The following is a 22,600-nucleotide window of genomic DNA, read 5'->3' on the forward strand; positions in this document are numbered from 1 at the left end:
CCGGTTTCATCCCCATATAGGGGGATGTCAGGATGAGGGCATGCCGCTCCGCAGCTCACGCTGGTACTCGGGCAATGACCGCAACTCCTATATCCATCGCGCCTGGATGCGCCGCGGCCTGCCGGACGCCGCGTTCGACGGGGACCGTCCGCACATCGCGATCGCGAACACCGCCTCCGACCTCACCCCGTGCAACTCCCACCTCGACGAGGTGGCCGACAGCGTCAAACAGGGCGTGTGGGCGGCCGGTGGCGTCCCGCTCAACCTGCCCGTCGTCTCCCTCGGCGAGACGAACGTCCGGCCCACCGCGATGCTCTGGCGCAACCTGGCCGCCATGGCCACCGAGGAGATGCTGCGCGCCAACCCGATCGACGGCGTGGTGCTGCTCGGCGGCTGCGACAAGACCATCCCGGCGCTGCTGATGGCCGCCTCCTCGGTCGACCTGCCCGCCGTGGTGGTGCCCGGCGGCCCGATGCTGACCGGCCACTTCCGCGGCGTCCCGCTCGGCTGCGGCACCGACGTGTGGCGGCTCAGCGAGGAGGTACGCGCGGGAACGCTGTCCGGCGAGGCGTTCCTGCGCTCGGAGTCGTCGATGATCCGCAGCCGCGGCCACTGCAACACGATGGGCACCGCCTCCACCATGGCCTGCATGGCCGAGGCCCTCGGCATGACGCTCCCCGGCACGGCGGGCACCCCCGCCCCCGACAGCCGGCTGCTCGAACGCTCCCACGAGACCGGCCGCCTGGCCGTCGAGCTGGCCAAGGAGGGACGCCGGCCGAGCCAGGTGATGACCAGGGGCTCGTTCCTCAACGCGATCGTGACGCTGGCCGCGATCGGCGGCTCCACGAACGCCGTCGTGCACCTGCTGGCCATCGCCGGGCGCCTCGGCGTCGAACTGGAGCTGGACGACTTCGACCGGACCGGCCGCGGGGTGCCGCTGCTGGCCGACCTCCAGCCCGCGGGGCGGCACCTGATGGACGACCTGTTCAGGGCGGGCGGGCTGGCGGCCGTACTGAAGGAGGTCGAGGACCTGCTCGACCCGGCGGCGCTGACCGTCAGCGGCCGGCCGCTCGTGGCGCACCTCGCCGGCGCGGAGATCTGGGACGAGACCGTCATCCGCCGGCGCGCCGACCCGCTGCTGCCCGACGCCGGGATCGCGGTGCTGCGCGGCAACCTCGCGCCGGACGGCGCGGTGATCAAGCCCGCCGCCGCCTCGCCCGAACTGCTGCGCCACCGCGGCCGGGCCGTCGTGTTCGACAGCGTCGAGGACCTCAACGCCCGGCTCGACTCGCCGGACCTGGACGTCGACGAGACGTCGGTGCTGGTGCTGCGCGGCTGCGGTCCCAAGGGCTACCCGGGCATGCCCGAGGTCGGCAACCTCCCGCTGCCCGCGAAACTGCTGGCCAAGGGCGTGCGCGACATGGTCCGCATCAGCGACGCCCGGATGAGCGGCACCGCGTACGGCACGGTCGTGCTGCACGCCGCGCCCGAGGCGGCGGCGGGCGGCCCGCTCGCCAAGGTCCGGACCGGAGACCCGATCGTGCTCGACGTCGCGGCCAGGCGCCTCGATGTCGACCTCCCCGCCGCCGAGCTGGCTGCCAGGCAGGCGGTCGTGAACGGGCACGCCGCCCCGCTGCGCGGCTGGGAGCGCCTGTACGTCGACCACGTCATGCAGGCGGACAAGGGCGTCGACCTGGACTTCCTCACAGGTTCGAGTGGGGACGCCGTGGGCAGGGAATCCCACTGACCTGGAGTCCCGCGCGATATCTTCCCGGATACGGGACTAATGTGATCGGCTTGACGGCATCAGGAGGAAGAGTGGGCGGCGACATCACCCAGAGCCAGGAGTGGGCGGCACTGGACAAGCACCACGGGGAGCTGGCGGGCAAGCACTTGCGCGAGCTGTTCGCGGAGGATCCCGGCCGCGCCGAGCGGATGACGCTGACCGCCGGTGATCTCTACCTCGACTACGCCAAGCACCGCGCCACGGACGAGACGATCGACCTCCTCGTCCAGCTCGCGGAGCGGGCCGGGCTGCGCGACCGGATCGGCGCGATGTTCCGGGGCGAGCACATCAACGTCAGCGAGGACCGGGCCGTCCTGCACGCCGCGCTGCGCATGAACCGGGAGGCCAAGCTGGAGGTCGACGGCCAGGACGTGGTCGCCGACGTGCACGCCGTGCTCGACAAGATGAGCGCCTTCGCCGACCGGGTCCGCTCGCGGGACTGGACGGGCGCCACCGGCAAGCCGATCACCACCGTGGTCAACATCGGCATCGGCGGCTCCGACCTCGGCCCGGCCATGGCTTACGAGGCGCTGCGCGACTACGCCGACGCCGGCATCACGGCCAGGTTCGTCTCCAACATCGACCCGGCCGACATCACCGGCAACCTGGCCGGGCTGGACCCGGCCAGCACGCTGTTCGTGGTCAGCTCCAAGACGTTCACCACGCTGGAGACGCTCACCAACGCCAAGGTCGCCCGCCAGTGGCTGGTCGGCGCGCTCGGCGAGGACGCCGTGTCCCGGCACTTCGTGGCCGTCTCGACCAACGCCGAGAAGGTCGCCGGCTTCGGCATCGACACCGCGAACATGTTCGGCTTCTGGGACTGGGTCGGGGGGCGTTACTCCTACGACGGCGCCATCGGCCTGTCGCTGATGATCGCGATCGGGCCCGCGCGGTTCCGCGAGATGCTGGCCGGGTTCCACGCCATGGACCAGCACTTCCGCACCGCGCCGTTCAAGGTCAACATGCCGGTGCTGCTCGGGCTGCTGGGCGTCTGGTACAACGACTTCTTCGGCGCCCAGACCCGGGCCGTCCTGCCCTACAGCCAGCGGCTGCACCGCTTCCCCGCCTACCTGCAGCAGCTCACCATGGAGTCCAACGGCAAGTCCGTACGCGCCGACGGCACGTCCGTCACGACCGACACGGGCGAGATCTTCTGGGGCGAGCCGGGCACCAACGGCCAGCACGCCTTCTACCAGCTGCTGCACCAGGGCACCCGGCTGGTGCCCGCCGACTTCATCGGGTTCGCCGAGCCGTACGAGGACCGGGAGGGCATGCACGACCTGCTCACCGCGAACCTGTTCGCGCAGACGTCGGCGCTGGCGTTCGGCAAGACGGCCGAGGAGATCGCCGGCGAGGGCACGGCCGCCGCGATCGTGCCGCACAAGGTGATGCCCGGCAACCGGCCCAGCTCCACGATCCTGGCCACCAAGCTCACCCCGTCCACGCTCGGCCAGCTCGTGGCGCTGTACGAGCACATGACGTTCGTCGAGGGCACCATCTGGGGCATCGACTCCTTCGACCAGTGGGGCGTCGAGCTGGGCAAGAAGATGGCGCTCGACCTGGCGCCCGCGCTCACCTCGGAAGAACCGCCGGGCGACTTCCCGGACGCCTCCACCGAACGGCTCGTCCGGCGCTACCGCGAGCTGCGCGGAAGGCGCGTCTGAGGTGGAGGTGACCCAGCGCGCGGACGCGCTCGTCCTGTTCGGCATCACCGGTGACCTCGCGCGCAAGATGCTCCTGCCCGCCCTCTACCAGCTCACGGCCAAAGGCGAGCTCGATCTGCCGATCATCGGCGTGGCCAAGACCGACCTGGACCTCGACGGGCTGCGCGAGCACGCCCGCGCGGCGTGCGGCGGCGTGCGCGACGCGGCGTTCGAGAAGCTGGCGGGCAACCTGCGGCTGGTGGCCGGCGACTATCGCGACTCCGCGACGTTCGCCCGGCTCCGCGACGAGGTGGAGGGCAAGGGGTTCCTGGTCCACTACCTGGCCGTGCCGCCCGTGCTGTTCGAGCCCGTGGCCGAGGGGCTGGCCGCGGAGGGCCTCAACAGGGACGCCAGGCTCGTGGTGGAGAAGCCGTTCGGCAGCGACCTGGAGTCGGCCCGGGCGCTCAACGCCGAGCTGCTGAAGTATTTCGACGAGGACCACCTGCGCCGGGTCGACCACTTCCTGGGCAAGGAGCCGGTCGAGGACCTCATGGTGTTCAGGTTCGCCAACATGTTGCTCGAACCCATCTGGAACCGCAACTACATCCGCAGCATCCAGATCACCATGGCCGAGGACTTCGACGTGGCCGACCGGGGCGCCTTCTACGACGCCAACGGCGCGATCCGCGACGTCGTCCAGAACCACCTGCTGCAACTCCTCGCCATCCTTGCCATGGACCCGCCGCCGTCCAAGGACGCCCGCGCCATGCTGGACGAGAAGTGGCGGGTGCTGCGCGCCGTGCAGGCCATCAAGCCCGACGACGTGGTCCGCGGCCAGTACGAGGGCTACCTCGACACCGAGGGCGTCAAGAAGGACTCGACCACCGAGACGTTCGTCGCGCTGCGCGCCTACGTCGACAACTGGCGGTGGGCGGGGGTGCCGTTCTGCATCCGCTCCGGCAAGGCGCTGCCGGTGACCGACCTGGAGATCGTCGCCGAGCTGCGCAAGCCGCCGGTCACGCTGTTCGAGCACGACCCGCACCTGAGCCCCAACCTGGTCAGGTTCCGGCTGCAGCCCGACGCCGGGGTGACGTTCGACGTGCTGGCCAAGGAGCCCGGCCTGCAACGGACCCGCGTGGTGCCGGTGAGCGTCGACTTCACCAAGGTGTTCGGGCCGATGGAGGCCGCCTACCAGCGGATCCTGACCGACGCGGGGAGCGGCGATCCCCGGCGGTTCGCCCGGTTCGACCTGGTGGAGGAGTCGTGGCGGATCGTCCAGCCGATCCTCGACCTGCCGGACCGGCCGTTGCCGTACCCGAAGGGGAGCTGGGGACCCAAGGAGGCCGAGAGGATCGCGCCCGGCGGGTGGCACGAGATCTCGAACTCCTTCGACTGATCCCGCGCGGGCGGGACCGGTGGGCGGCATTTGACGGCGGCGCCGAAAGGTCCGACGATCACAGGCATGCCCCTCATCCCTGTTCCGGCCCACGAGCACACTTGGGCGGCACTCACCCGCAATACCTCCTATGTCTTCGGCGTCGAATCCGGCGAGGACACCCGGGTCGTGCAGTGGTACTGGGGGCCGCGGCTACCCGCCGCGGCCCTCGGCCAGGTCACCGAGCACGCCCCGGGCTGGATCGTCACCGGCTTCCTCGACCCCGACGACGCCTCGGAGCTGCTGCCCGTCGACGGCGGCCGGCGCTGGGGCGTGCCCTCGCTCCAGGTCGTCTACGAGGGTGAGATCCGCTCCGTCGAGCTCGGCTTCGACGACGCCGTCCTCGGTGAGAACGAGATCGAGGTGGTCCTGCGCGACCACGCCTACGGCCTCCGGGTGGGCCTGCACGTGCGCGTCCAGGATGACTGCGACGTCGTCGAGCGCTGGGTGAGCGTCACCAACGAGTCGGCGGCGCCCGTACGGCTGCGCCGCCTCGACTCGGGCAGCTGGGTCATCCCCGAACAGGCGGGCTTCCGCTACACCGGCGCCGCCGGAGGATGGGGCCGCGAGACGCACCTCCAGAGCGGCGAGCTGCCGGCGGGGGAGACCACGTTCGGCAGCCGAACCGGCACCACCTCGCACAAGGCCAACCCGTGGATCATGCTCGGCGACGCCACCGAGGACTCCGGCGACCTCTGGACCGTCGCGCTCGCCTGGAGCGGCTCGTGGCGGCTCACCACGCAGCGCCGCCCCGAAGGCGACGTCGCGGTGAGCGCCGGATTCGGCCACGAGGGCCTCACCTGGCCGCTCGGCCCCGGCGAGTCGCTGCGCACCCCGTCCGCGCTCGGCCTGCACACCGCCGGCGGGTACGGCGCCGCCAGCCGGGCCTGGCACGACTACGCCCGCAAGCACGTCCTGCCCACGCCCGGCGAGGAACGGCCCGTCCTGTACAACTCGTGGGAGGCCACCGGCTTCGACGTCACCGAGCAGGGCCAGCTCGACCTGGCCCGCCGCGCCGCCGACCTCGGCGTGGAGTTGTTCGTGGTGGACGACGGCTGGTTCGGCGCCCGCACCGACGACACGCGCGGGCTCGGCGACTGGTGGCCCAACCCCGAGCGCTTCCCGGACGGCCTGGGCCCCCTCTTCCAGGGCGTACACGATCTCGGCCTGCGCGCCGGGCTCTGGGTCGAGCCCGAGATGGTCAACCCCGACAGCGACCTGTACAGGAAGAACCCCGACTGGGTGCTGCACTACCCGGAACGCCGCCGCGACACCATGCGCAACCAGCTCGTGCTCAACTACGCCCGCGACGACGTGCGCGAGTGGGCGCTCGGCTGGCTCGACCAGCTCGTCCGCGAGTACGGCCTGGACTACCTCAAGTGGGACATGAACCGCAGCTTCAGCCAGGCGGGCTGGGCCGAGGGCGGCGACCTGGTCTGGATCGAGCACACCCGAGGCGTCTACGCGATCATGGACGAGCTGCGCGGGCGCCATCCGGGGCTCCGGATCGAATCCTGCTCGGGCGGTGGCGGCCGGGCCGACTTCGGCATGCTGCGGCGTACGGACCAGGTGTGGACCTCCGACAACACCGACGCCCGCGACCGGCAGGTGATCCAGCGGGGCTTCTCCTACCTCTACCCGGCGAGCACCATGTCGTGCTGGGTGACCGACAGCCCCAACCCGATCACCCACCGGGAGGTGCCGCTGCGCTACCGCTTCCACGTGGCCATGGCGGGCACGCTCGGCGTCGGCGGCGACCTCACCCGATGGAGCGCCGCGGAGCTCGACGAGGCCAGGCGGCTCATCGCCGACTACAAGGCGGTCCGGCCGGTGATCCAGCACGGGACGCTGCACCGGCTGGCCGGGACGCCGGGCGAGAGCGCCTCCGCCGTCCAGTACACGCTCGGCGACCAGGTGGTCGTGCTCGCCTACAACCCGTTCGCGCTGGACAAGCAGCCGCCCCGGCGGCTCCGGCTGGCCGGGCTCGACCCGTCGGCCGTCTACGCCGGGTCCGACGGCTCCTGGCACGGGGCCACGCTGATGCACCACGGGCTCACCCTGCCCACGTGGTTCCACTCCGGCCCCGACTATCGCAGCGAGATGGTGGTGCTGCGCCGGGTCTAGGGTCAGCATGTGGGAATGAACTTCATGGAATTGGTGGAGCGCTCGAAGGACGCCGTGACCGTCAAGCGGGTCTTCGGCGACCCGATACAGCAGGGAGACGTCACGGTCATCCCCGTCGCCCGGATCGTCCAGGGCGGTGGCGGGGGAATGGGCAGGCAGGAGGCCTCCTCGGGGCCGGACGCCGCGCCCGGCGGCGAAGGCAGCGGCGGCGGATTCGGCTACGGCGCCATCCCCGCCGGGGTGTACGTGATCAAGGACGGCGACGTCCGCTGGCAGCCGGCGGTCGACGTCAACCGCATCGTCATCGGCGGCCAGATCGTGGCCGTCGTGCTGCTGCTGACCATCCGGGCGGTCCTCAAGAAGGGCCTCAAGAAAAGCCGCAAGCGCTGATCTTCCTTGCATAAGGTGAGCGTCATGACTTCTGTGCCGCAAGTGGTGGCCTTCGGCGGTGTGGTGATGCTCGGGGCCATGTCCCCGGGGCCCGACTTCGCCGTGGTGGTGCGGCGCTCGGCGATCTCCGGGCGCCTGTACGGCATGGCGGCGGCCCTGGGCATCTCGGTCGGCGTGTTCGCCTGGGTGGTGGCCGCGGCGACCGGCGTCGCGGCGCTGCTGGCGGCCTCGGCGCTGGCGTTCACCATCGTCAAGATCGTCGGGGCCGCCTACCTGCTGTACCTCGGGGTCAAGGCGTGGCGCGCGGCCCTGCGCAAGGGCGGCGAGCCGCGGCTGGAGCCGCTGGATCCGGGGAAGCGGAGCTCCTGGGCGGCGTTCGTCGAGGGGCTGCTGACGAACGCGCTCAACCCCAAGGCGGCGCTGTTCTTCGTGGCGCTCGTGCCGCAGTTCGTCAGCGAGGGGGCGTCCATGGCCGACACGCTGACGCTGTCGGTGATCGCCTTGGCGGGGACCGTGCTGTGGTTCCTGCTGGTGGCCAACATCGTGGGAGCGCTGCGCAAGGTCTTCGCCAGGCCGGCGGTGCGGAAGGCGGTCGACGGGCTGACGGGCTGACGGGCGCGGCCCTCATCGCCCTCGGCGTCAACCTGGCCATCGCCACCCGGCCGTAGCCGCTCTTTGAGAAGAGCGACCTATGAGACGGTGACGCCGAGCAGGTGGCCCAGGCCGAACGTCACGGCGGCGGCCCCGGCGCCCAGCGCGAGCTGGCGCAGGCCGCCCAGCCACCACGGGCGGGCCGTCATCCGCGCCACCGCCGCACCGAACCCGAACAGCGCCACCAGGCTCAGCACCAGCGCCACCGTCAGTCCCGACGCCCCGAACAGGAACGGCACCAGCGGCACCAGCGCGCCGGCCGCGAACGCGCCGAACGACGACCCGGCCGCGACGAACGGCGACGGCAGGTCATCGGGATCCACACCCAGCTCTTCACGCACATGCACCCGCAACGCCTGCTCGGGGTCGGCTGACAGCCCGGCCGCCACCCGCCCCGCCAGCTCGGCGTCCAGCCCGCGGGCCCGGTAGATCGCGGCCAGCTCCGCCAGCTCCCCCTCGGGGTCGCGGGCCAGCTCACGACGCTCCACGGCGATCTCGGCCCGCATCAGCTCGGTCTGCGACTTCACGGACGTGTACTCGCCCGCGGCCATCGAACACGCCCCGGCGATCAACCCGGCGCACCCGGCGAGCACCGCGCCCCGCCCCGCGCCCGCCGCTCCGACGACTCCGGCGATCAAGGCGAAATTGGACACGAGCCCATCCATCGCCCCGAACACCGCCGGCCGTAGCCAGCCGCCGGTCACGTCTCGGTGGCTGTGGTGTCTCTCGGGAGAGTACGGCCGGTCGAGCTCGATGGTCATGAACATCCTCCGCTTCAGTAACGCCTTAGTACGAAATTTAGGCAGAAGTCACGATGATCCGCAACGAAGGGGAGGCTTCCCTGACCTGCGGCGGAGCAGCGGGGGGCGAACGTGCGTACGGATCCTCGAAAGGAATGAAGCCGAAATCGCCGGCGTGCGAGACTCGGTCATATGGACCTCGCCGACTGGCTCAAGCTGCCCGACTCCGGGGAGCACATCGAGGTCGTGAGCCCAGGACTGGGCAATCAGGTTGACGATTTCGGACCCGTTCGCGGTTTCCTTCGACCCGGCGGACCTGCTCGACGCCTGAGCCGGTGGGGAGGCGTGGTGCCTCCCCAGAGGGCGGTCAGACGCGGGTGGGCAGGGCGGGTCGCGGGGTCTCGGTGGTTGTGCCGCGGATCAGGGCCGTGCAGTCGGCGATGGTGCCTGTCAGCAGGTTGCGCAGCAGGGTGTCCGGGTCGGTGATGCAGGCCTGGACGATGCCCACCACCGAGAGCTGCACCGCGTTCGGCGCGGCGTACCGGCGGAAGCCCTTCTCCGTGATCCGGGCGGCGCGGCTGAAGCGCCTGGCCTGCTCAGCCGCGTGCGGGACCTGCGCCATCGCGAGCTGGCTCTCCTCGCTCAACGTGATCGAGCTGAACCGATCCGACGGGCTGCCGTCGAGCCGGGCCAGCATCTCCTCGGCGGCCAGGACCGACACCGCGAGCGCCAGCTGACGCTCGGCCGCCGAGACCGGCAGCGCGGTCGTCGCGCATCGCAGCGCGATCCGGGCGTCCACCCGGAGGTCGTCGGTGGCCAGGTCGATGATCGAGGGGACGAGGCGCACGAGCCGGCCCCGGTTCGCGTCGCTGGTGTTGTCGTTGACCAAGCGGGCGAGTGCGGCCAGCAGCGGGTGCGTGCAGGCCGGGTGGTCACTCCACCGCTCTCCGGCTAGGTAGGACGCCAGCTCCATGAAACAGGCGCCGCGCTTCGGGTTGCGATGCCTGCCGCGTGACAGAACCGGCATGTGATCAAGCTGATTGTCCACGGGTGCTCCACTGCTTCACGGGTGCTGCTCTACGGGATCGCCGTCTTTCCAGTCTGCGCCGATGAGAGGCACAACGCCAGTGATGGGTGGTTTTGGATCTCTCTGTGACTGCCCTGCCGCCGCAGACGCACCTCGGGTAACAGAGATCCCACGGCGCGCAGGGGCTGAAATTTTTCTTTAGTTCACCGTCAAGTCTTGAAAGTTATAACCACGAACGATTGAGTTCGGTCGTGCACACCCTCCGCTACGCGGCCGCCGCGGCCGCGCTCGTCTTAGGGATCGCCGCGCCCGCGCAGGCAGATCCCCAACCCCCCATAGAGGACGCGCTCAAGGCGTCGTCCTATCCGCCCCCCTCCACGCTGCTGACCCAGGCCGTCACCGGCAAGCAACTGGAGACGGCCAAGAAGACCCGGCCGGTGGCCCCCGGCATCTCGCTGACCTCGTTCGACCGCTACGACGAGCTCGGCTGGCTGCGGGCCGACGCCGTCACCGCCGACCTGGGCGCCGCGAAGGCCGACTACGTCTACTCCGGCGAGGTGTCCAAGACCGAGCCGCTGTCCGGGCCGGCCAAACGGGCCCACGCCGTCGCCGCCGTCAACGGCGACTTCTTCGACATCAACAGCTCCGGCGCCGCCCTGGGCATCGGCATCCAGAACGGCACGCTCGTCCAGTCGCCCGCCTCCGGCCATGACAAGGCCGTCGCGGTCACCGGCGACGGTCTCGGGCGGGTGCTGAACATGTACTTCGAGGGCACCGCCACCCCCGCGGGCGGCGCGCCGGTCACGCTGACCCAGTTCAACCAGATCGTCCAGGCGGGCGGCGTCGGCCTGTTCACGCCGCTGTGGGGCTCCTACAACCGGGCCCGCGCCGTCGAGGGCGCCACCGCCGTGACCGAGGTCGAGCTGGTCGACGGGGTGGTCTCCGCGGTACGGCAGGCGCCGGGCACCGGCCCGATCCCGGCGGGCACCACGATCCTGCTCGGCCGCGACGCCGGAGCCGCGGCCCTGGCCGGGCTGAAGGCCGGCGACAAGGTCGATGTGAAGTACCAGCCGAAGTCGTCGGACGGCAAGGCGGTCAAGGCCGCGGTCGGCGGCAACTACGTCCTGGTCAAGGACGGCGCCGTGCAGAGCTCCACCGACCCGGCCGCGCACCCGCGCACCGCGGTCGGCTTCTCCGCCGACGGCAGGAAGATGTACCTGCTCACCGTGGACGGCCGCCAGGCCGACAGCCGCGGCGTCACGCTCAACGAGCTGGCCGCCATGATGGTCGAGCTCGGCGCCGCGAACGCGCTCAACCTCGACGGCGGCGGCTCCTCCACCATGCTCGCCCGCGAGCCCGGCTCCGCCGACGTCCAGGTCGAGAACAGCCCGTCCGACGGCGGTGAGCGCCACGTGCCGAACGGGCTGGCCCTGTTCGCCCCCGAGGGCAGCGGCAAGCTCAAGGGCTTCTGGCTGGAGACGGCCGGCGACCCCGCCAAGGCGCCCGGCGCCGCCCCCATCGCCGGCGGCCGTCCCGACCGCGTCTTCCCCGGCCTCACGCGGCGGCTGACCGCCGCCGGCTACGACGAGACGTACGGCCCGGCGGCCGGGACCCCGTCCTGGCGCGCCGAGCCGGCGGTCCACGGAGTCATCCGCGACGGCAGATTCCACGCCCTGGTCCCCGGCCAGACGACGGTCACCGCCTCGCGCGGCGGCGCCAAGGGCACGCTGGAGCTCACCGTGCTGCAGCCGCTGCAGCGGCTCGGCACCACCGTGGACCGGGTCGGCCTGGCCGGCACGGACGGCACGGCCACCTTCGGCGTCGTCGGCTACGACCACAACGGCAACACCGCGCCCATCGAACCGGCCGACCTCACCCTCGACTACGACCACGACGCCTTCGAGGTGACGCCCGCCGACCAGGGCTACTTCACCGTCAAGTCCAAGAAGGCGACCACGGCGGGGCTGATCACCGCCAAGGTCGGCAAGATCAGCACCGCCGTGCCCGTCACCGTGGGCTTCGAGGACAAGCCGGTCGCCGACTTCGAGAACGCCGCCCAGTGGAGCTTCGCCGCCGCCCGGGCCACCGGCTCGCTGTCGGCCGCGCCCGGCCAGAGCGGGGGCGGGCTCAAGCTGTCGTACGACTTCACCCAGTCCACCGCGACCCGCGCCGCCTACGCCAGCCCGCCGCAGCAGATCGTGGTGGCGGGGCAGCCGCAGGCGTTCGGCTTGTGGATCAACTCCACCGGCAAGGGCGAGTGGCCCAGCCTGGAGTTCTACGACGGCCAGGGGCAGTCGCAGATCCTGCGCGGCCCGTACATGACCTGGACCGGCTGGAAGTACGTCGAGTTCGCCGTGCCGCCCGGCATCAGCTACCCGCTCAAGCTGCGGCGCTTCTACGTGGCCGAGACCAAGGCCGACCAGAAGTACACCAACGACATCCTCATCGACGGGCTGGTGGCCAAGGTGCCGCCGTCGGTGACGGCTCCGCCCGCGCAGAAGGTCGCCGACCCCGTCGTCAAGCCCGACGTGGCGAAGATGCCGTGGCGGTTCGCCGTCATGTCGGACGCCCAGTTCGTCGCCCGCGACCCGGACAGCGACATCGTCAAGAACGCCCGCCGTACGCTGCGGGAGATCAAGGCCGCCAAGCCGGACTTCCTGCTGATCAACGGTGACCTGGTGGACGAGGCGTCACCCGAGGACTTCGCGCTGGCCAAGAAGATCCTCGACGAGGAGCTCGGCGGGACGCTGCCCTACCACTACATCCCGGGCAATCACGAGGTGATGGGCGGCAAGATCGACAACTTCAAGGCCGTCTTCGGCGACACGTACCAGACGTTCGACCACAAGGGCACGCGGTTCGTCACGCTCGACACCTCGCGGCTGAACCTCCGGGGCGGCGGCTTCGACCAGGTCGCCCTGCTCCGTGCCCAGCTCGACGCGGCGGCCCGTGACGCGTCCGTCGGCTCGGTGGCGGTGCTGTTCCACGTGCCGCCGCGCGACCCCACGCCCGGCAAGGGCAGCCAGCTCGGCGACCGCAAGGAGGCCGCGCTGGTCGAGGGCTGGCTGGCCGACTTCCAGCGGAGCACCGGCAAGGGCGCCGCCTACATCGGGGCCCACGTCGGCACGTTCAACGCCTCGCACGTCGACGCGGTGCCGTACTTCATCAACGGCAACTCCGGCAAGAACCCGGCCACCGCGGCCGACGACGGCGGCTTCACCGGCTGGTCGCTGTGGGGCGTCGACCCGGTGACCGCCAAGGAGGCCGAGCACGTCAGGCGCAACTGGTTCGCCGACGCGCCCGACTGGCTCGGCGCCCAGGTACGGCCGCACGTGGACGACCTCGCGCTCACGGCCCCCGAGAGCGTGCAGGTCGGCAAGGCGGCGGCCGTGACGGCCACGCTCACGCAGGGCACCCGGGTGGTGCCCGCCGCCTACCCGGTGTCCGTGGCGTGGTCGGGCTCGCCGAACCTGCACATCGGGTCGCGGCAGAGCGCCAAGCCCTGGGACGTCGCCGTGCTCGACCCCGCGACGGGGACGCTCACGGCGCTGCGGAAGGGGCAGGTGACGGTCGCGCTGACGGTCAGCGGTGTCACCCGCCAGGCGACGGTCGCGCTGACGGCCAACGCCGCCGCCTGACCTCAGGGGTGGGGGTCACCTCAGAAGGGTGACCCCCACAATGGGGTCATGACCGACCTCGTGGAGACCATCGAACGGCTCGCCCTGGTCGACCACCATGTGCATGGAGCCACCGCCCGCGACCTGACGCGCACCGCGTTCGAAGAGCTGATCACCGAGTCGGACCGGCCGGTGCCGTCCTGGATGACCCAGTTCGACTCCCAGGTCGGCCACGCGATCCTGCGCCACTGCGCGCCCGTGCTCGGCCTCGACCCGTACGCCACGCCCGAGGAATACCTGGCCAGGCGGGTCAGGCTGGGCGCGGCCGAGGTCAACAGGCGGCTGCTGGCGGCCGGCGGGGTGGGTCACTTCCTCGTCGAGACCGGCTACCGGGGCGAGGAGATCCTCAGCCCGGCGGGCATGGCCGAGGCCAGCGGCCGGCCCGCCGACGAGATCGTCCGCCTGGAGTCGGTCGCCGAGCAGGTCGCGGGCGGTGACGCGACCGGGTTCGCCGGACGGTTCGCCGAGGCGCTCCACGAACGCACCCGCACCGCCCGCGGCCTCAAGAGCATCGCCGCCTACCGGCACGGCCTCGACTTCGACCCCGCGCCGCCCGGCCCGGACGAGGTGACCGAGGCGGCGGGCCGATGGCTGGCGGAGGGCGGCCGGCTCCGGGACCCGGTGCTGCTGCGCCACATCATCTGGACCGGTCTGGAGCTCGGGCTGCCCCTGCAGTTCCACACCGGCTTCGGCGATCCCGACGTGGACCTGCGCCGGTCCGACCCGCTGCTGCTGCGCGGGCTGATCGAGCTGGCGGAGCCGACGGGGGTGCCGCTGCTGTTGCTGCACTGCTACCCGTACCAGCGGCAGGCCGGGTTCCTCGCCCAGGCCTATCCGAACGTGTACTTCGACGTGGGCCTGGGCGTCACCTACACCGGCGCGCGCAGCGCCGAGCTGGTGGCGGAGAGCCTGGAGCTGGCGCCGTTCGCCAAGATCCTGTTCTCCTCCGACGCCTGGGGGCCCGCCGAGCTGCACCATCTCGGGGCCGAGCTGTGGCGGCGGGCGATGGGACGGGTGCTCGGCGGCCTCGTGGCCGACGGCGAGTGGTCGGCCGCGCAGGCGGTGCGGGTGGCGACCATGGTGGGGGCCGAGAACGCCCGCCGCGTGTACGACCTGGGCCGGGGAACGTGAGGACGGCGCCGGAATGGGCAGCGGGGGAACAGGAGTGACGAGGGGAGTACGTGAGTGAGTCCGGGGGAACTGTTGCGCGAGGCGCTGCGGGCCGAGCTGCCCGCGGCCGCGAAGCTCAGGCGGGAGCTGCACGCGCAGCCGTGCCTGTCGGGAAAGGAGGGGCCGGCGCTCAGACGAGTGCTTGACGCGCTGCCGGGCGGCCTCGTGGAGTACGTGGCCGGCACTGGCGCCGTGATCAGGATCGGCGGCCCCGGTCCCGCGGTCGGCGTACGCGGGGAGCTCGACGCGCTGCCGATCGCCGAGCGCACCCGCGTCCGATGGGCCGCCACCAACGGCGCCATGCACGCCTGCGGCCACGACGTGCACCTGGCCGCCGTCGTCGCCCTGGCCCGCGCGGTGTCGAAGGTCCGCGCCACGGTGGAGGAGGGCGTGGATTCCCCCGAGCGGACGGACTCCTGGAGCTGGGACGCGGTCGCGCCGCTGGTCGTGGTGCTGCAGCCGCGCGAGGAGACCTACCCCTCCGGCGCCTTCGACGTGGTCGAGTCCGGCGTGCTCGACCGTCACCAGGTACGCGCCATGATCGGCGCGCACGTCCAGCCCGTGCTCGCCTCCGGCGTGGTGTCCTGCACACCGGGTGCCGTCAACGCCTCGGCCGACGAGTTCGAGCTGACCGTCAGAGGTGCCGAGGGTCACGCCGCCTACCCCCACCTGGCCCGTGACCCGGTCGTCGCCATGTCCCAGATCATCGTGGCCGCCCAGCAGCTGGTCAGCCGGTCGGCCGACCCCATGGTGCCCACCGTGGTCACGTTCGGCATGGTCAACGCCGGCACGGCGCCGAACGCCATCCCCGGCGAGGCCGTGGCCAGGGGGACGCTGCGGACCATGTCCGAGCCGTGGCGCCGCGGCCTGCACGACCGGTTCACCCAGGTGGCCGAGGACGTGGCCAGGGCGCACGGTTGCCACGGCGAGGTACGCGTGCTGCTGGGCGAGCCGGTGCTCGCCAATGACGAGGCGCTGGCCGTACAGAGCGGAGACCTGTTGCGGCACCGGGGATGGACGGTCACCGAGGAGCTGCGCTCGTGCGGCGCGGACGACTTCGCGGCCTACGCGTCGGTGATGCCGTCGCTGATGATGTTCGTCGGGGTCGACACCGGCGCCGGACTGCACAGCCCGGACTTCCTGCCCCGCGAGGACGCCGTGGGGGCCACGGCCGAGGCGCTGCTGGCCGGATATCTCACGGCGGGGGGTCGTCCAGCACTCGCGGAATGATGTCGACGAGCAGCCCGACCAGCGCCTCCTCCAGGAACACGTGCACCTGATGCCGGGTCAGCCGCCCGCGCCTGAGCCACTCCGACGAGGTGGCCTCCGCCATGCCGCTGAACCCGCGCAGCATCCCGCGCACCTCCGGCCGTGACCGGGCCACCGGTCCGAGGCCGACCACCTCGATGATGTGGTCCACGACCCGCTCCCTGGCCTCGTCGACGATCTGCTCCAGCTCGGGGTCGCCGCCCGTGCCGAGAGCGGCCAGCCAGGTCTCCTGGTTGCGTTCGAGCAGCTCCAGCCAGCCGTGGACGCTCTCGCAGACCCGATCGCGCACACTCGCGCCCTCGACGTACTCGGGCACCGGCACCGGCGGCACGCTCAGCAGCTCGGCCACCGCCGCCAGATAGAGCTCGCGCTTGGTGCCGAAGTAGTGGTTGAGCAGCCCCCGGCTGACCCCGGCCGCGGCCGCGATCTCGGTGTTGGACACCTCCCCGTAGGGACGCTCGCGGAACATCGTCCGCGCGCGGTCCAGGATCTGCTGCCGGCGGTCGTCGGGGTCCATCCGTTCCACGCCGGATTTTTTCCCGGTTGGCGCGTCGCCAATCTCTATTGGCGGAGCGCCAACAACGTGTTACGAATCTCTGCAAAGCCACCTCACGCCTTGGAGGCGACATGAGTGAGGGGACGCGCAGAGACTTCTTCAAGATCACCGCAGCGGCCGCGACCGTCGGCGTCCTGGGCGCCGCGCAGGCGCCGGGAAAGCGGGTGGCCGTCCTGGGCGGCGGTGTGGCCGGGCTGTCGGCCGCCCACGAGCTGATCGAACGCGGCTTCGAGGTCACCGTGTACGAGCGCAAGGCCCTGGGCGGCAAGGCCCGCAGCATCGAGGCGCCCGGCGGGTTACCCGGCGAGCACGGCTTCCGCTTCTTCCCCGGCTTCTACTTCGACCTCACCGACACGATGCGGCGCACGCCGTTCCCCGGTAACGCGCAGGGCTGCTGGGGCAACCTGACCCGCGCCACCTCCTACCTGATGTCCCGCCAGGACCGCCCCGACCTGACCGCGCCCTTCCCCTTCCCCCTGCCGACCAACCCCAGCATCTACTCGCTCAGCAGCCTCATCGCGACCCTGATCTCCGGTCTGCAGAGCCTCTACAAGATCTCGCTGACCGAGGCGTCGTTCTTCGCGCAGAAGATCGCCGTGTACGCCACCAGCAGCGACGAACGGCGTCTCGGCCAGTGGGACCGCATCACCTGGGCCGACTTCATCCGGGCCGACTGGTTCTCCGACGAGTACAACAAGATCGTCGCCGACGGCACCGTACGCAACCTCGCGGCCACCAAGTCCAAGGACGCCAGCACCCACTCGATCGGCCTGGTCGGCGAGGCGACGCTGTGGAGCGCCCTCGGCCTCGGCAACGAGCCCGGCGGCTCGATCGACCGGGTGCTCGACGGCGCCACCAGCGAGATGTGGATCGACCCGTGGGTGGCCTACCTCCGCTCGAAGGGCGTCCAGTTCAACGTCGGCTGGACCGTGGACGGCCTCACCCTGTCCGGCGGGCGGATCACCGGGGCGACGGCCGGGGCCTCGGGGACGATCAGCGCCGACTGGTTCATCGTCGCCATGCCGTCGGAGCGCGCCACCCGGCTCATCACGCCCGCGCTGGTCGCCGCCGACCCCCGGCTGGCCGGGATCGCCCGGCTGCGGCAGGACTGGATGAACGGCCTGATGTTCTACCTCAAGAAGGAGTTACCGCTGACCCCCGGTCACGTCAACTACGTCGACTCCGCCTGGGCCGTCACCTCGATCAGCCAGGCCCAGTTCTGGAACCGCGACTTCTCGACCTACGGCGACGGCACCGTCAAGGACTGCCTGTCCACGATCATCTCCGACTGGTTCACGCCGGGCACGTTCAACGGCAGGCAGGCCAAGGACTGCACGCCGCAGGAGATCGCCACCGAGACCTGGAGCGAGATCAAGGCCCACATTCCCGAGGTCACCGACGACCTGCTCCACTCCTGGTTCCTCGACCCGGCGATCCAGAGCGGCACGAACGACGAGCCGCTGTTCATCCAGCACCCCGGCTCCTGGAGCGACCGGCCCGACTCCAAGACCGCCATCCCGAACCTGTTCCTGGCCGGGGACTGGGTCCGCACGCCGATCAACGTCACCACCATGGAAGGCGCGAACCAGGGGGCTCGCCAGGCGGTCAACGCCCTGCTGGACGCCGCCGGGTCCAGCGCGGCGCGGTGCTCGGTGCACCAGCTCTACCGCTCGCCGCTGTTCGAGCTGGACAAGGCCGAGGACAAGCTGCGGTACCGGCTCGGCCTGCCCAACAAGTGGGACATCCGCGACACCCGATGGCCATGACGGAGGGCCATCCGCGACGCCCGATGGCCATGACGGAGGGGCATCCGCGGCACCCGGCGGCCATGACGGACGGACATCCGCGGCACCCGGCGGGCGGGGCGGACGCCGATGTGGTGATCGTCGGCGCCCGCTGTGCGGGGTCGGCCGCCGCCATCGCCCTGGCCCGGGCGGGTCGCAGGGTCATCGCGGTCGACTCCGCGCGCTTCCCCTCGCCGACGATCTCCACCCACCTCATGTGGCCGGGCGGCCTGGCCGAGCTCGCCCGGCTCGGCGCGCTCGACCGGGTGGCGGCGCTGGGCGCGCCCCGGCTGCCGCTGGCCTCCGTCGAGATCCCCGGCGTGCGGGCCGTCGGCGGGTACAGCGCCGTCGACGGGATCTCGTACGCGATGTGCGTCCGGCGCGCCGGGCTGGACCTGGCGCTCGTGGAGACCGCCCGGGCGGAGGGGGCGGAGGTGCGTGAGGGATGCCGGGTGACCGGGCTGCTCTGGTCCGAGGGGCGGGTCGCCGGGGTCGAGGTGAACGAGCGTGGCGGGCGCTCCTACGCGCTGCGCGCGCCGGTCGTCGTAGGGGCCGACGGACGGCGGTCCACGGTGGCCCGCCTCGCCGGGGCGGCCGATCCGTACCTGAGGCGGAGGGACGGTCGGGCCTGCTACTACGCCTACTTCGCTGATCCGCACGAGTCGCTGCGGGCGGTCGCCTCGCAGTGGCGGCAGGGGGCGGAGCTGGGGACGGCCTTTCCGTGCGACGGCGAGCTGACACTGGTGCTGCTCATGCCGCCGGACGCCCGCGCGCCCGATTTCCGGAAATATCCCGAGAAGGAGTACGACAGGACGATCGATGAGCTGTTGCCGGGTCTGGCGGAGCGATTGCGGGGGTGCGCGCGGCGCTCCCGGGTGTTCGGCGCGGCGGGGCTGGAGTCGTACTTCCGGGTGTCGGCGGGGCCGGGATGGGCACTGGTGGGCGACGCCGGGCACTTCAAGGACCCGGTCACCGCCCAGGGCATCCGCGACGCCCTCCGCTTCGGCCGCCTCATGGGGGAGTCGCTCGCCGACACAGATCTTTCCGCAGGCGAGGTGGACGCGGTGCTCGCGGAGGGGGAGCGGCGGCGGGACCGGGAGTGCCTGGAGGCGTTCTACTGGACCGACCGCACCGGCCGCGCGGACCCGGTCGGCCCGCTCGACGTCGAGATGCACCGCGCCCTCCGCGCCGGCCCCGCCCTGATGACCCGCTTCCTCGACGTCTACTCCAGGATCATCCGCCCGTCCGAAGCGCTCACCACGCCGCGCCTGGCCGGTTGGACGGCCCGAGCGCTGCTGCGTCCCGGCACCGATCGCCCGGCCCTGCTGCGGTTCGTGGCCAGGACCGTCCGCGAGCTTCGGCAGGAGCGCAGGGAGGCACACCGAATGCGCCGGTACGGACACGAAACTCATCGCTGACGAAACCGCCCAGAACCTCTAGGCTCAACGACGATGGATCTCGAAAATTTCGCCCCTGGTTCGGGTCACCTCGACCCCAGGGCCGCACTCCGTTCTGACGCCCCTACCCTCGACCTGAACGGCGACTGGCGCTTCCGCCTCTCGCCGGGCGCGAACCTGCCCGACGACTTCGCCGACCCCGGCTACGACGACTCGGCCTGGGACTCCCTGCCGGTGCCGTCGCACTGGCAGCTGCACGGGCACGGCTCGCCCGCCTACACCAACGTCGTCTACCCCTTCCCCGTCGACCCGCCGCACGTGCCGAACGAGAACCCGACCGGCGACCACCGCCGCGCCTTCGACCTGCCCGAGGGCTGGACCGGCGGGCGCCTGCGGTTCGAGGGCGTCGAGTCCTTCGCCAGGGTCTGGCTGAACGGCCACGAGCTGGGCTTCTCGACCGGCAGCCGCCTGCCGGTCGAGTTCGACGCCGGACCGTGGCTGGTGCCGGGCCGCAACGTGCTCGCCGTCCGCGTGCACCAGTGGTCGGCCGCCTCCTACCTGGAAGACCAGGACATGTGGTGGCTGCCCGGCATCTTCCGGGACGTGTCGCTGACCCGTTCGGCCGCCGACGTCTTCGTCCACGCCTCCTATGCCGACGGTCGCGGCACGCTGAGCTTCGACGGCCCCGGACGGCTCGCCATCGCGGAGCTCGGCATCGCCGACCTGGCGCCCGGCACCGAGATCACCGTCGACGCCGAGCCGTGGACGGCCGAAACGCCCCGCCTGTACGAGGCCGTGGTCACGCTGCCCGGCGAGTCCGTACGGGTGCGCGTCGGGTTCCGGACGATCTCCATCGAGGACGGGGTGCTGCTGGCCAACGGCCGTCCCCTGCTGCTCAAGGGCGTGAACCGGCATGAGTTCCACCCCGAGCACGGCCGCGCCGTACCGTACGAGACCATGCGCGCCGACATCCTGCTGATGAAGCGCCACAACGTCAACGCGGTCAGGACCAGCCACTACCCGCCGCACCCCGACTTCCTCGACCTCTGCGACGAGCTGGGTCTGTGGGTGATCGACGAGTGCGACCTGGAGACGCACGGCTTCGGCGAGGTCGGCTGGCGCGGCAACCCCACGGACGACCCGCGCTGGGCCGAGGCGTTGCTGGACCGGATGCGCCGCATGGTCGAACGGGACAAGAACCACCCGAGCGTCATCATGTGGTCCCTAGGCAACGAGGCCGGAGTCGGTCGCAACCTGGCCGTCATGGCCGACTGGACCCGTCAGCGCGACCCGTCGCGGCCGATCCACTACGAGGGCGACCGCTCGTGCGCCGTCACCGACGTGTACTCGCGGATGTACGCCTCACACACGGAGGTGGAGGCCATCGGGCAGGGGGTCGAGGAGCCGCTGCCCGACCCCGAACTGGACGCGCGACGGCGCGCCATGCCGTTCCTGCAGTGCGAGTACGCCCACGCGATGGGCAACGGGCCCGGCGGACTGGCCGACTACCAGGAGCTGTTCGAGCGGTATCCGCGGCTGGCCGGCGGGTTCATCTGGGAGTGGATCGATCACGGGCTGGCGCACCCGACGTTCGAGTACGCGTACGGCGGCGACTACGGCGAGCCGGTGCACGACGGGAACTTCGTGATCGACGGGCTGGTGTTCCCCGACCGGACGCCCTCGCCGGGGCTGCTGGACCTGAAGAAGGTGTTCGAGCCGGTCCGGTTCGAGTTCGCGGACCAGGTCGTGCGGGTGGCGAACCACCACGGGTACCGCGATCTGTCGCATCTGGGGTTCGTCGCGGTGGTCGAGGAGGAAGGGGTGCCGGTCACCGAGTTCCCTCTCGAGGTGCCCGCGGCGGGGGGTGAGGTCAAGCTGCCCGACCTGCCTGCTGGGGAGGGGGAGCGGTGGCTGACGGTACGGGCGGTGCTCGCCGCCGACCAGCCGTGGGCCGACGCGGGCCACGAGGTGGCCTGGGGCCAGACCCGCCTGTCACCCGGCACCCCGCCTGATGCCGGGGACAATCTGGGGTCAGACGCCCAGGAGCAGGCTCGCCCGGCAACCGAGGCCGGAGGCGCGGGGGCTACGGCGGACCGGGTCCTCAGTGCTGTGGCGGACTCGGGCTCCGGAGCTTCGGCGGGCTTGGACTTCGACCCCGCTACTGGGCGGCTCACCCGCCTGTTCGGGATCGAGGTCGAGGGGCCGCGGCTGGATCTCTGGCGGGCGCCGATCGACAACGACACCTACGGCGGGCTGGCGGACCGGTGGCGGCACCTCGGCCTGCACCGGCTCACCCACCGGGTGGACGCCATAGAGACCGGCGAGGGGCTGACCGTACGCGCCAGGGTCGCACCGGCGGCCACCGACCTCGGTCTGCACGTCGTCTACCGATGGGTCGCGACAGGCGGTGGGCTGGAGCTGACGGTGGACGTCGAGCCGGACGGCGACTGGACCGAACCGCTCCCGAGACTCGGCGTGGTCATGGCGCTGCCCGCGGCGTTCGGCGACGTCACGTGGTTCGGCAGGGGCCCCGGCGAGGCGTACCCCGACACCGGTATGGCCGCCAGGGTCGGCCGCTGGTCCGCCACCGTGGAGGACCTGCAGACACCGTACGTCTACCCGCAGGAGAACGGGCACCGGGCGGATGTCCGCTGGGCCGAGCTGACCAGCTCGTCGGGGGGTCTCAGGGTGACCGGCGACCCCGTCTTCGGCCTCACCGCCCGCCGCTGGACCACCGCGGAACTGGAGGCGGCCCGCCACCGGCCCGACCTGAAGCCGGGCGACCGGGTGCACGTCAACCTGGACCTCGCCCAGCACGGCGTGGGCACCGCGTCGTGCGGACCGGCCACCCTGCCGCAGTACGAGCTCCACGCCCGTGCCGCCACCTTCCGGATCCGCTTCGACCCGACGGGACCATCCAGCGTCTGACGCTCCGAGGCTGGGTGGCTTGG

Annotated in this window: 15 protein-coding genes; 12 read left to right on the forward strand and 3 right to left on the reverse strand. The window is 71.6% G+C overall.

Annotated features, from left to right (window positions below; genetic code table 11):
* Positions 1-40 precede the first annotated feature (40 nt).
* The 6 genes from AB0B91_RS36375 to AB0B91_RS36400 all read left to right on the forward strand — a co-directional run bounded on the left by AB0B91_RS36375 (position 41) and on the right by AB0B91_RS36400 (position 7,990).
* Positions 41-1,747: an IlvD/Edd family dehydratase gene (locus AB0B91_RS36375; protein WP_358329554.1), complete on the forward strand. Its 1,707-nt coding sequence runs from the start codon at positions 41-43 to the stop codon at positions 1,745-1,747.
* Between the two features lie 71 nt (positions 1,748-1,818).
* The gene (gene pgi / locus AB0B91_RS36380; RefSeq protein ID WP_358329557.1) at positions 1,819-3,450 is read left to right on the forward strand and encodes a glucose-6-phosphate isomerase; all 1,632 of its coding nucleotides are present in this window, start codon (positions 1,819-1,821) and stop codon (positions 3,448-3,450) included.
* 1 nt (position 3,451) lies between these two features.
* Positions 3,452-4,825 carry a glucose-6-phosphate dehydrogenase gene (zwf, locus tag AB0B91_RS36385; protein ID WP_358329560.1) on the forward strand — a complete coding sequence of 458 codons (1,374 nt, stop codon included), beginning with the start codon at positions 3,452-3,454 and terminating at the stop codon, positions 4,823-4,825.
* 66 nt (positions 4,826-4,891) lie between these two features.
* A complete protein-coding gene (locus tag AB0B91_RS36390; RefSeq protein WP_358329563.1) occupies positions 4,892-6,988 on the forward strand; it encodes an alpha-galactosidase in 2,097 nt (698 codons plus the stop codon).
* Positions 6,989-7,003: 15 nt separating this feature from the next.
* Positions 7,004-7,378 (forward strand): spore germination protein GerW family protein, encoded by a 375-nt coding sequence (locus AB0B91_RS36395; protein ID WP_358329565.1) that lies wholly within the window; start codon positions 7,004-7,006, stop codon positions 7,376-7,378.
* 24 nt (positions 7,379-7,402) lie between these two features.
* Positions 7,403-7,990: a LysE family translocator gene (locus AB0B91_RS36400; RefSeq protein WP_358329568.1), complete on the forward strand. Its 588-nt coding sequence runs from the start codon at positions 7,403-7,405 to the stop codon at positions 7,988-7,990.
* Between the two features lie 77 nt (positions 7,991-8,067).
* On the opposite strand, the gene AB0B91_RS36405 is transcribed toward AB0B91_RS36400, so the two are convergent.
* Positions 8,068-8,790, reverse strand: coding sequence for a VIT1/CCC1 transporter family protein (locus AB0B91_RS36405; RefSeq protein ID WP_358329571.1), 723 nt, complete (start codon positions 8,788-8,790; stop codon positions 8,068-8,070).
* 346 nt (positions 8,791-9,136) lie between these two features.
* Positions 9,137-9,796 carry a hypothetical protein gene (locus tag AB0B91_RS36410; protein ID WP_358329574.1) on the reverse strand — a complete coding sequence of 220 codons (660 nt, stop codon included), beginning with the start codon at positions 9,794-9,796 and terminating at the stop codon, positions 9,137-9,139.
* A gap of 251 nt (positions 9,797-10,047) precedes the next feature.
* On the opposite strand from AB0B91_RS36410, the gene AB0B91_RS36415 reads away from it, so the two are divergent.
* The 3 genes from AB0B91_RS36415 to AB0B91_RS36425 are packed head-to-tail and all read left to right on the forward strand — an operon-like array spanning position 10,048 to position 15,873.
* Positions 10,048-13,434, forward strand: coding sequence for a phosphodiester glycosidase family protein (locus tag AB0B91_RS36415; RefSeq protein WP_358329577.1), 3,387 nt, complete (start codon positions 10,048-10,050; stop codon positions 13,432-13,434).
* A 48-nt stretch (positions 13,435-13,482) separates the two neighbouring features.
* Positions 13,483-14,604, forward strand: a complete 1,122-nt coding sequence (locus AB0B91_RS36420) for an amidohydrolase family protein (RefSeq protein ID WP_358329580.1) — start codon at positions 13,483-13,485, stop codon at positions 14,602-14,604.
* 54 nt (positions 14,605-14,658) lie between these two features.
* On the forward strand, positions 14,659-15,873 hold the full coding sequence (locus tag AB0B91_RS36425) for an amidohydrolase (protein ID WP_358329583.1): 1,215 nt from the start codon (positions 14,659-14,661) through the stop codon (positions 15,871-15,873).
* On the opposite strand, the gene AB0B91_RS36430 is transcribed toward AB0B91_RS36425, so the two are convergent.
* On the reverse strand, positions 15,839-16,429 hold the full coding sequence (locus tag AB0B91_RS36430; RefSeq protein WP_358329826.1) for a TetR/AcrR family transcriptional regulator: 591 nt from the start codon (positions 16,427-16,429) through the stop codon (positions 15,839-15,841). The two genes, AB0B91_RS36425 and AB0B91_RS36430, sit on opposite strands and share 35 nt — an antisense overlap.
* 110 nt (positions 16,430-16,539) lie before the next feature.
* Here AB0B91_RS36430 and AB0B91_RS36435 point away from each other — a divergent pair, with 110 nt between their 5' ends.
* From AB0B91_RS36435 to AB0B91_RS36445, 3 genes are all read left to right on the forward strand, one after another.
* The gene (locus AB0B91_RS36435; RefSeq protein ID WP_358329586.1) at positions 16,540-18,234 is read left to right on the forward strand and encodes an FAD-dependent oxidoreductase; all 1,695 of its coding nucleotides are present in this window, start codon (positions 16,540-16,542) and stop codon (positions 18,232-18,234) included.
* Between the two features lie 62 nt (positions 18,235-18,296).
* A complete protein-coding gene (locus AB0B91_RS36440; protein WP_358329588.1) occupies positions 18,297-19,670 on the forward strand; it encodes an FAD-dependent monooxygenase in 1,374 nt (457 codons plus the stop codon).
* Positions 19,671-19,703: 33 nt separating this feature from the next.
* Positions 19,704-22,577 carry a glycoside hydrolase family 2 TIM barrel-domain containing protein gene (locus tag AB0B91_RS36445; RefSeq protein ID WP_358329590.1) on the forward strand — a complete coding sequence of 958 codons (2,874 nt, stop codon included), beginning with the start codon at positions 19,704-19,706 and terminating at the stop codon, positions 22,575-22,577.
* The last annotated feature ends 23 nt before the right edge of the window (positions 22,578-22,600 follow it).

The sequence above is a fragment of the Nonomuraea sp. NPDC049141 genome (assembly GCF_040648415.1).
In the GTDB taxonomy this organism is placed as follows: domain Bacteria; phylum Actinomycetota; class Actinomycetes; order Streptosporangiales; family Streptosporangiaceae; genus Nonomuraea.

Excerpts from the sequence above, each read along its gene's own strand:
- AB0B91_RS36375 (WP_358329554.1), top strand. The coding sequence starts at position 41 with ATGCCGCTCCGCAGCTCACGCTGGTACTCGGGCAATGACCGCAACTCC.
- AB0B91_RS36390 (WP_358329563.1), top strand. The coding sequence starts at position 4,892 with ATGCCCCTCATCCCTGTTCCGGCCCACGAGCACACTTGGGCGGCACTC.
- AB0B91_RS36395 (WP_358329565.1), top strand. The coding sequence starts at position 7,004 with ATGAACTTCATGGAATTGGTGGAGCGCTCGAAGGACGCCGTGACCGTC.
- AB0B91_RS36400 (WP_358329568.1), top strand. The coding sequence starts at position 7,403 with ATGACTTCTGTGCCGCAAGTGGTGGCCTTCGGCGGTGTGGTGATGCTC.
- AB0B91_RS36405 (WP_358329571.1), bottom strand. The coding sequence starts at position 8,790 with ATGACCATCGAGCTCGACCGGCCGTACTCTCCCGAGAGACACCACAGC.
- AB0B91_RS36410 (WP_358329574.1), bottom strand. The coding sequence starts at position 9,796 with ATGCCGGTTCTGTCACGCGGCAGGCATCGCAACCCGAAGCGCGGCGCC.
- AB0B91_RS36420 (WP_358329580.1), top strand. The coding sequence starts at position 13,483 with ATGACCGACCTCGTGGAGACCATCGAACGGCTCGCCCTGGTCGACCAC.
- AB0B91_RS36430 (WP_358329826.1), bottom strand. The coding sequence starts at position 16,429 with ATGGACCCCGACGACCGCCGGCAGCAGATCCTGGACCGCGCGCGGACG.
- AB0B91_RS36435 (WP_358329586.1), top strand. The coding sequence starts at position 16,540 with ATGAGTGAGGGGACGCGCAGAGACTTCTTCAAGATCACCGCAGCGGCC.
- AB0B91_RS36440 (WP_358329588.1), top strand. The coding sequence starts at position 18,297 with ATGACGGACGGACATCCGCGGCACCCGGCGGGCGGGGCGGACGCCGAT.
- AB0B91_RS36445 (WP_358329590.1), top strand. The coding sequence starts at position 19,704 with ATGGATCTCGAAAATTTCGCCCCTGGTTCGGGTCACCTCGACCCCAGG.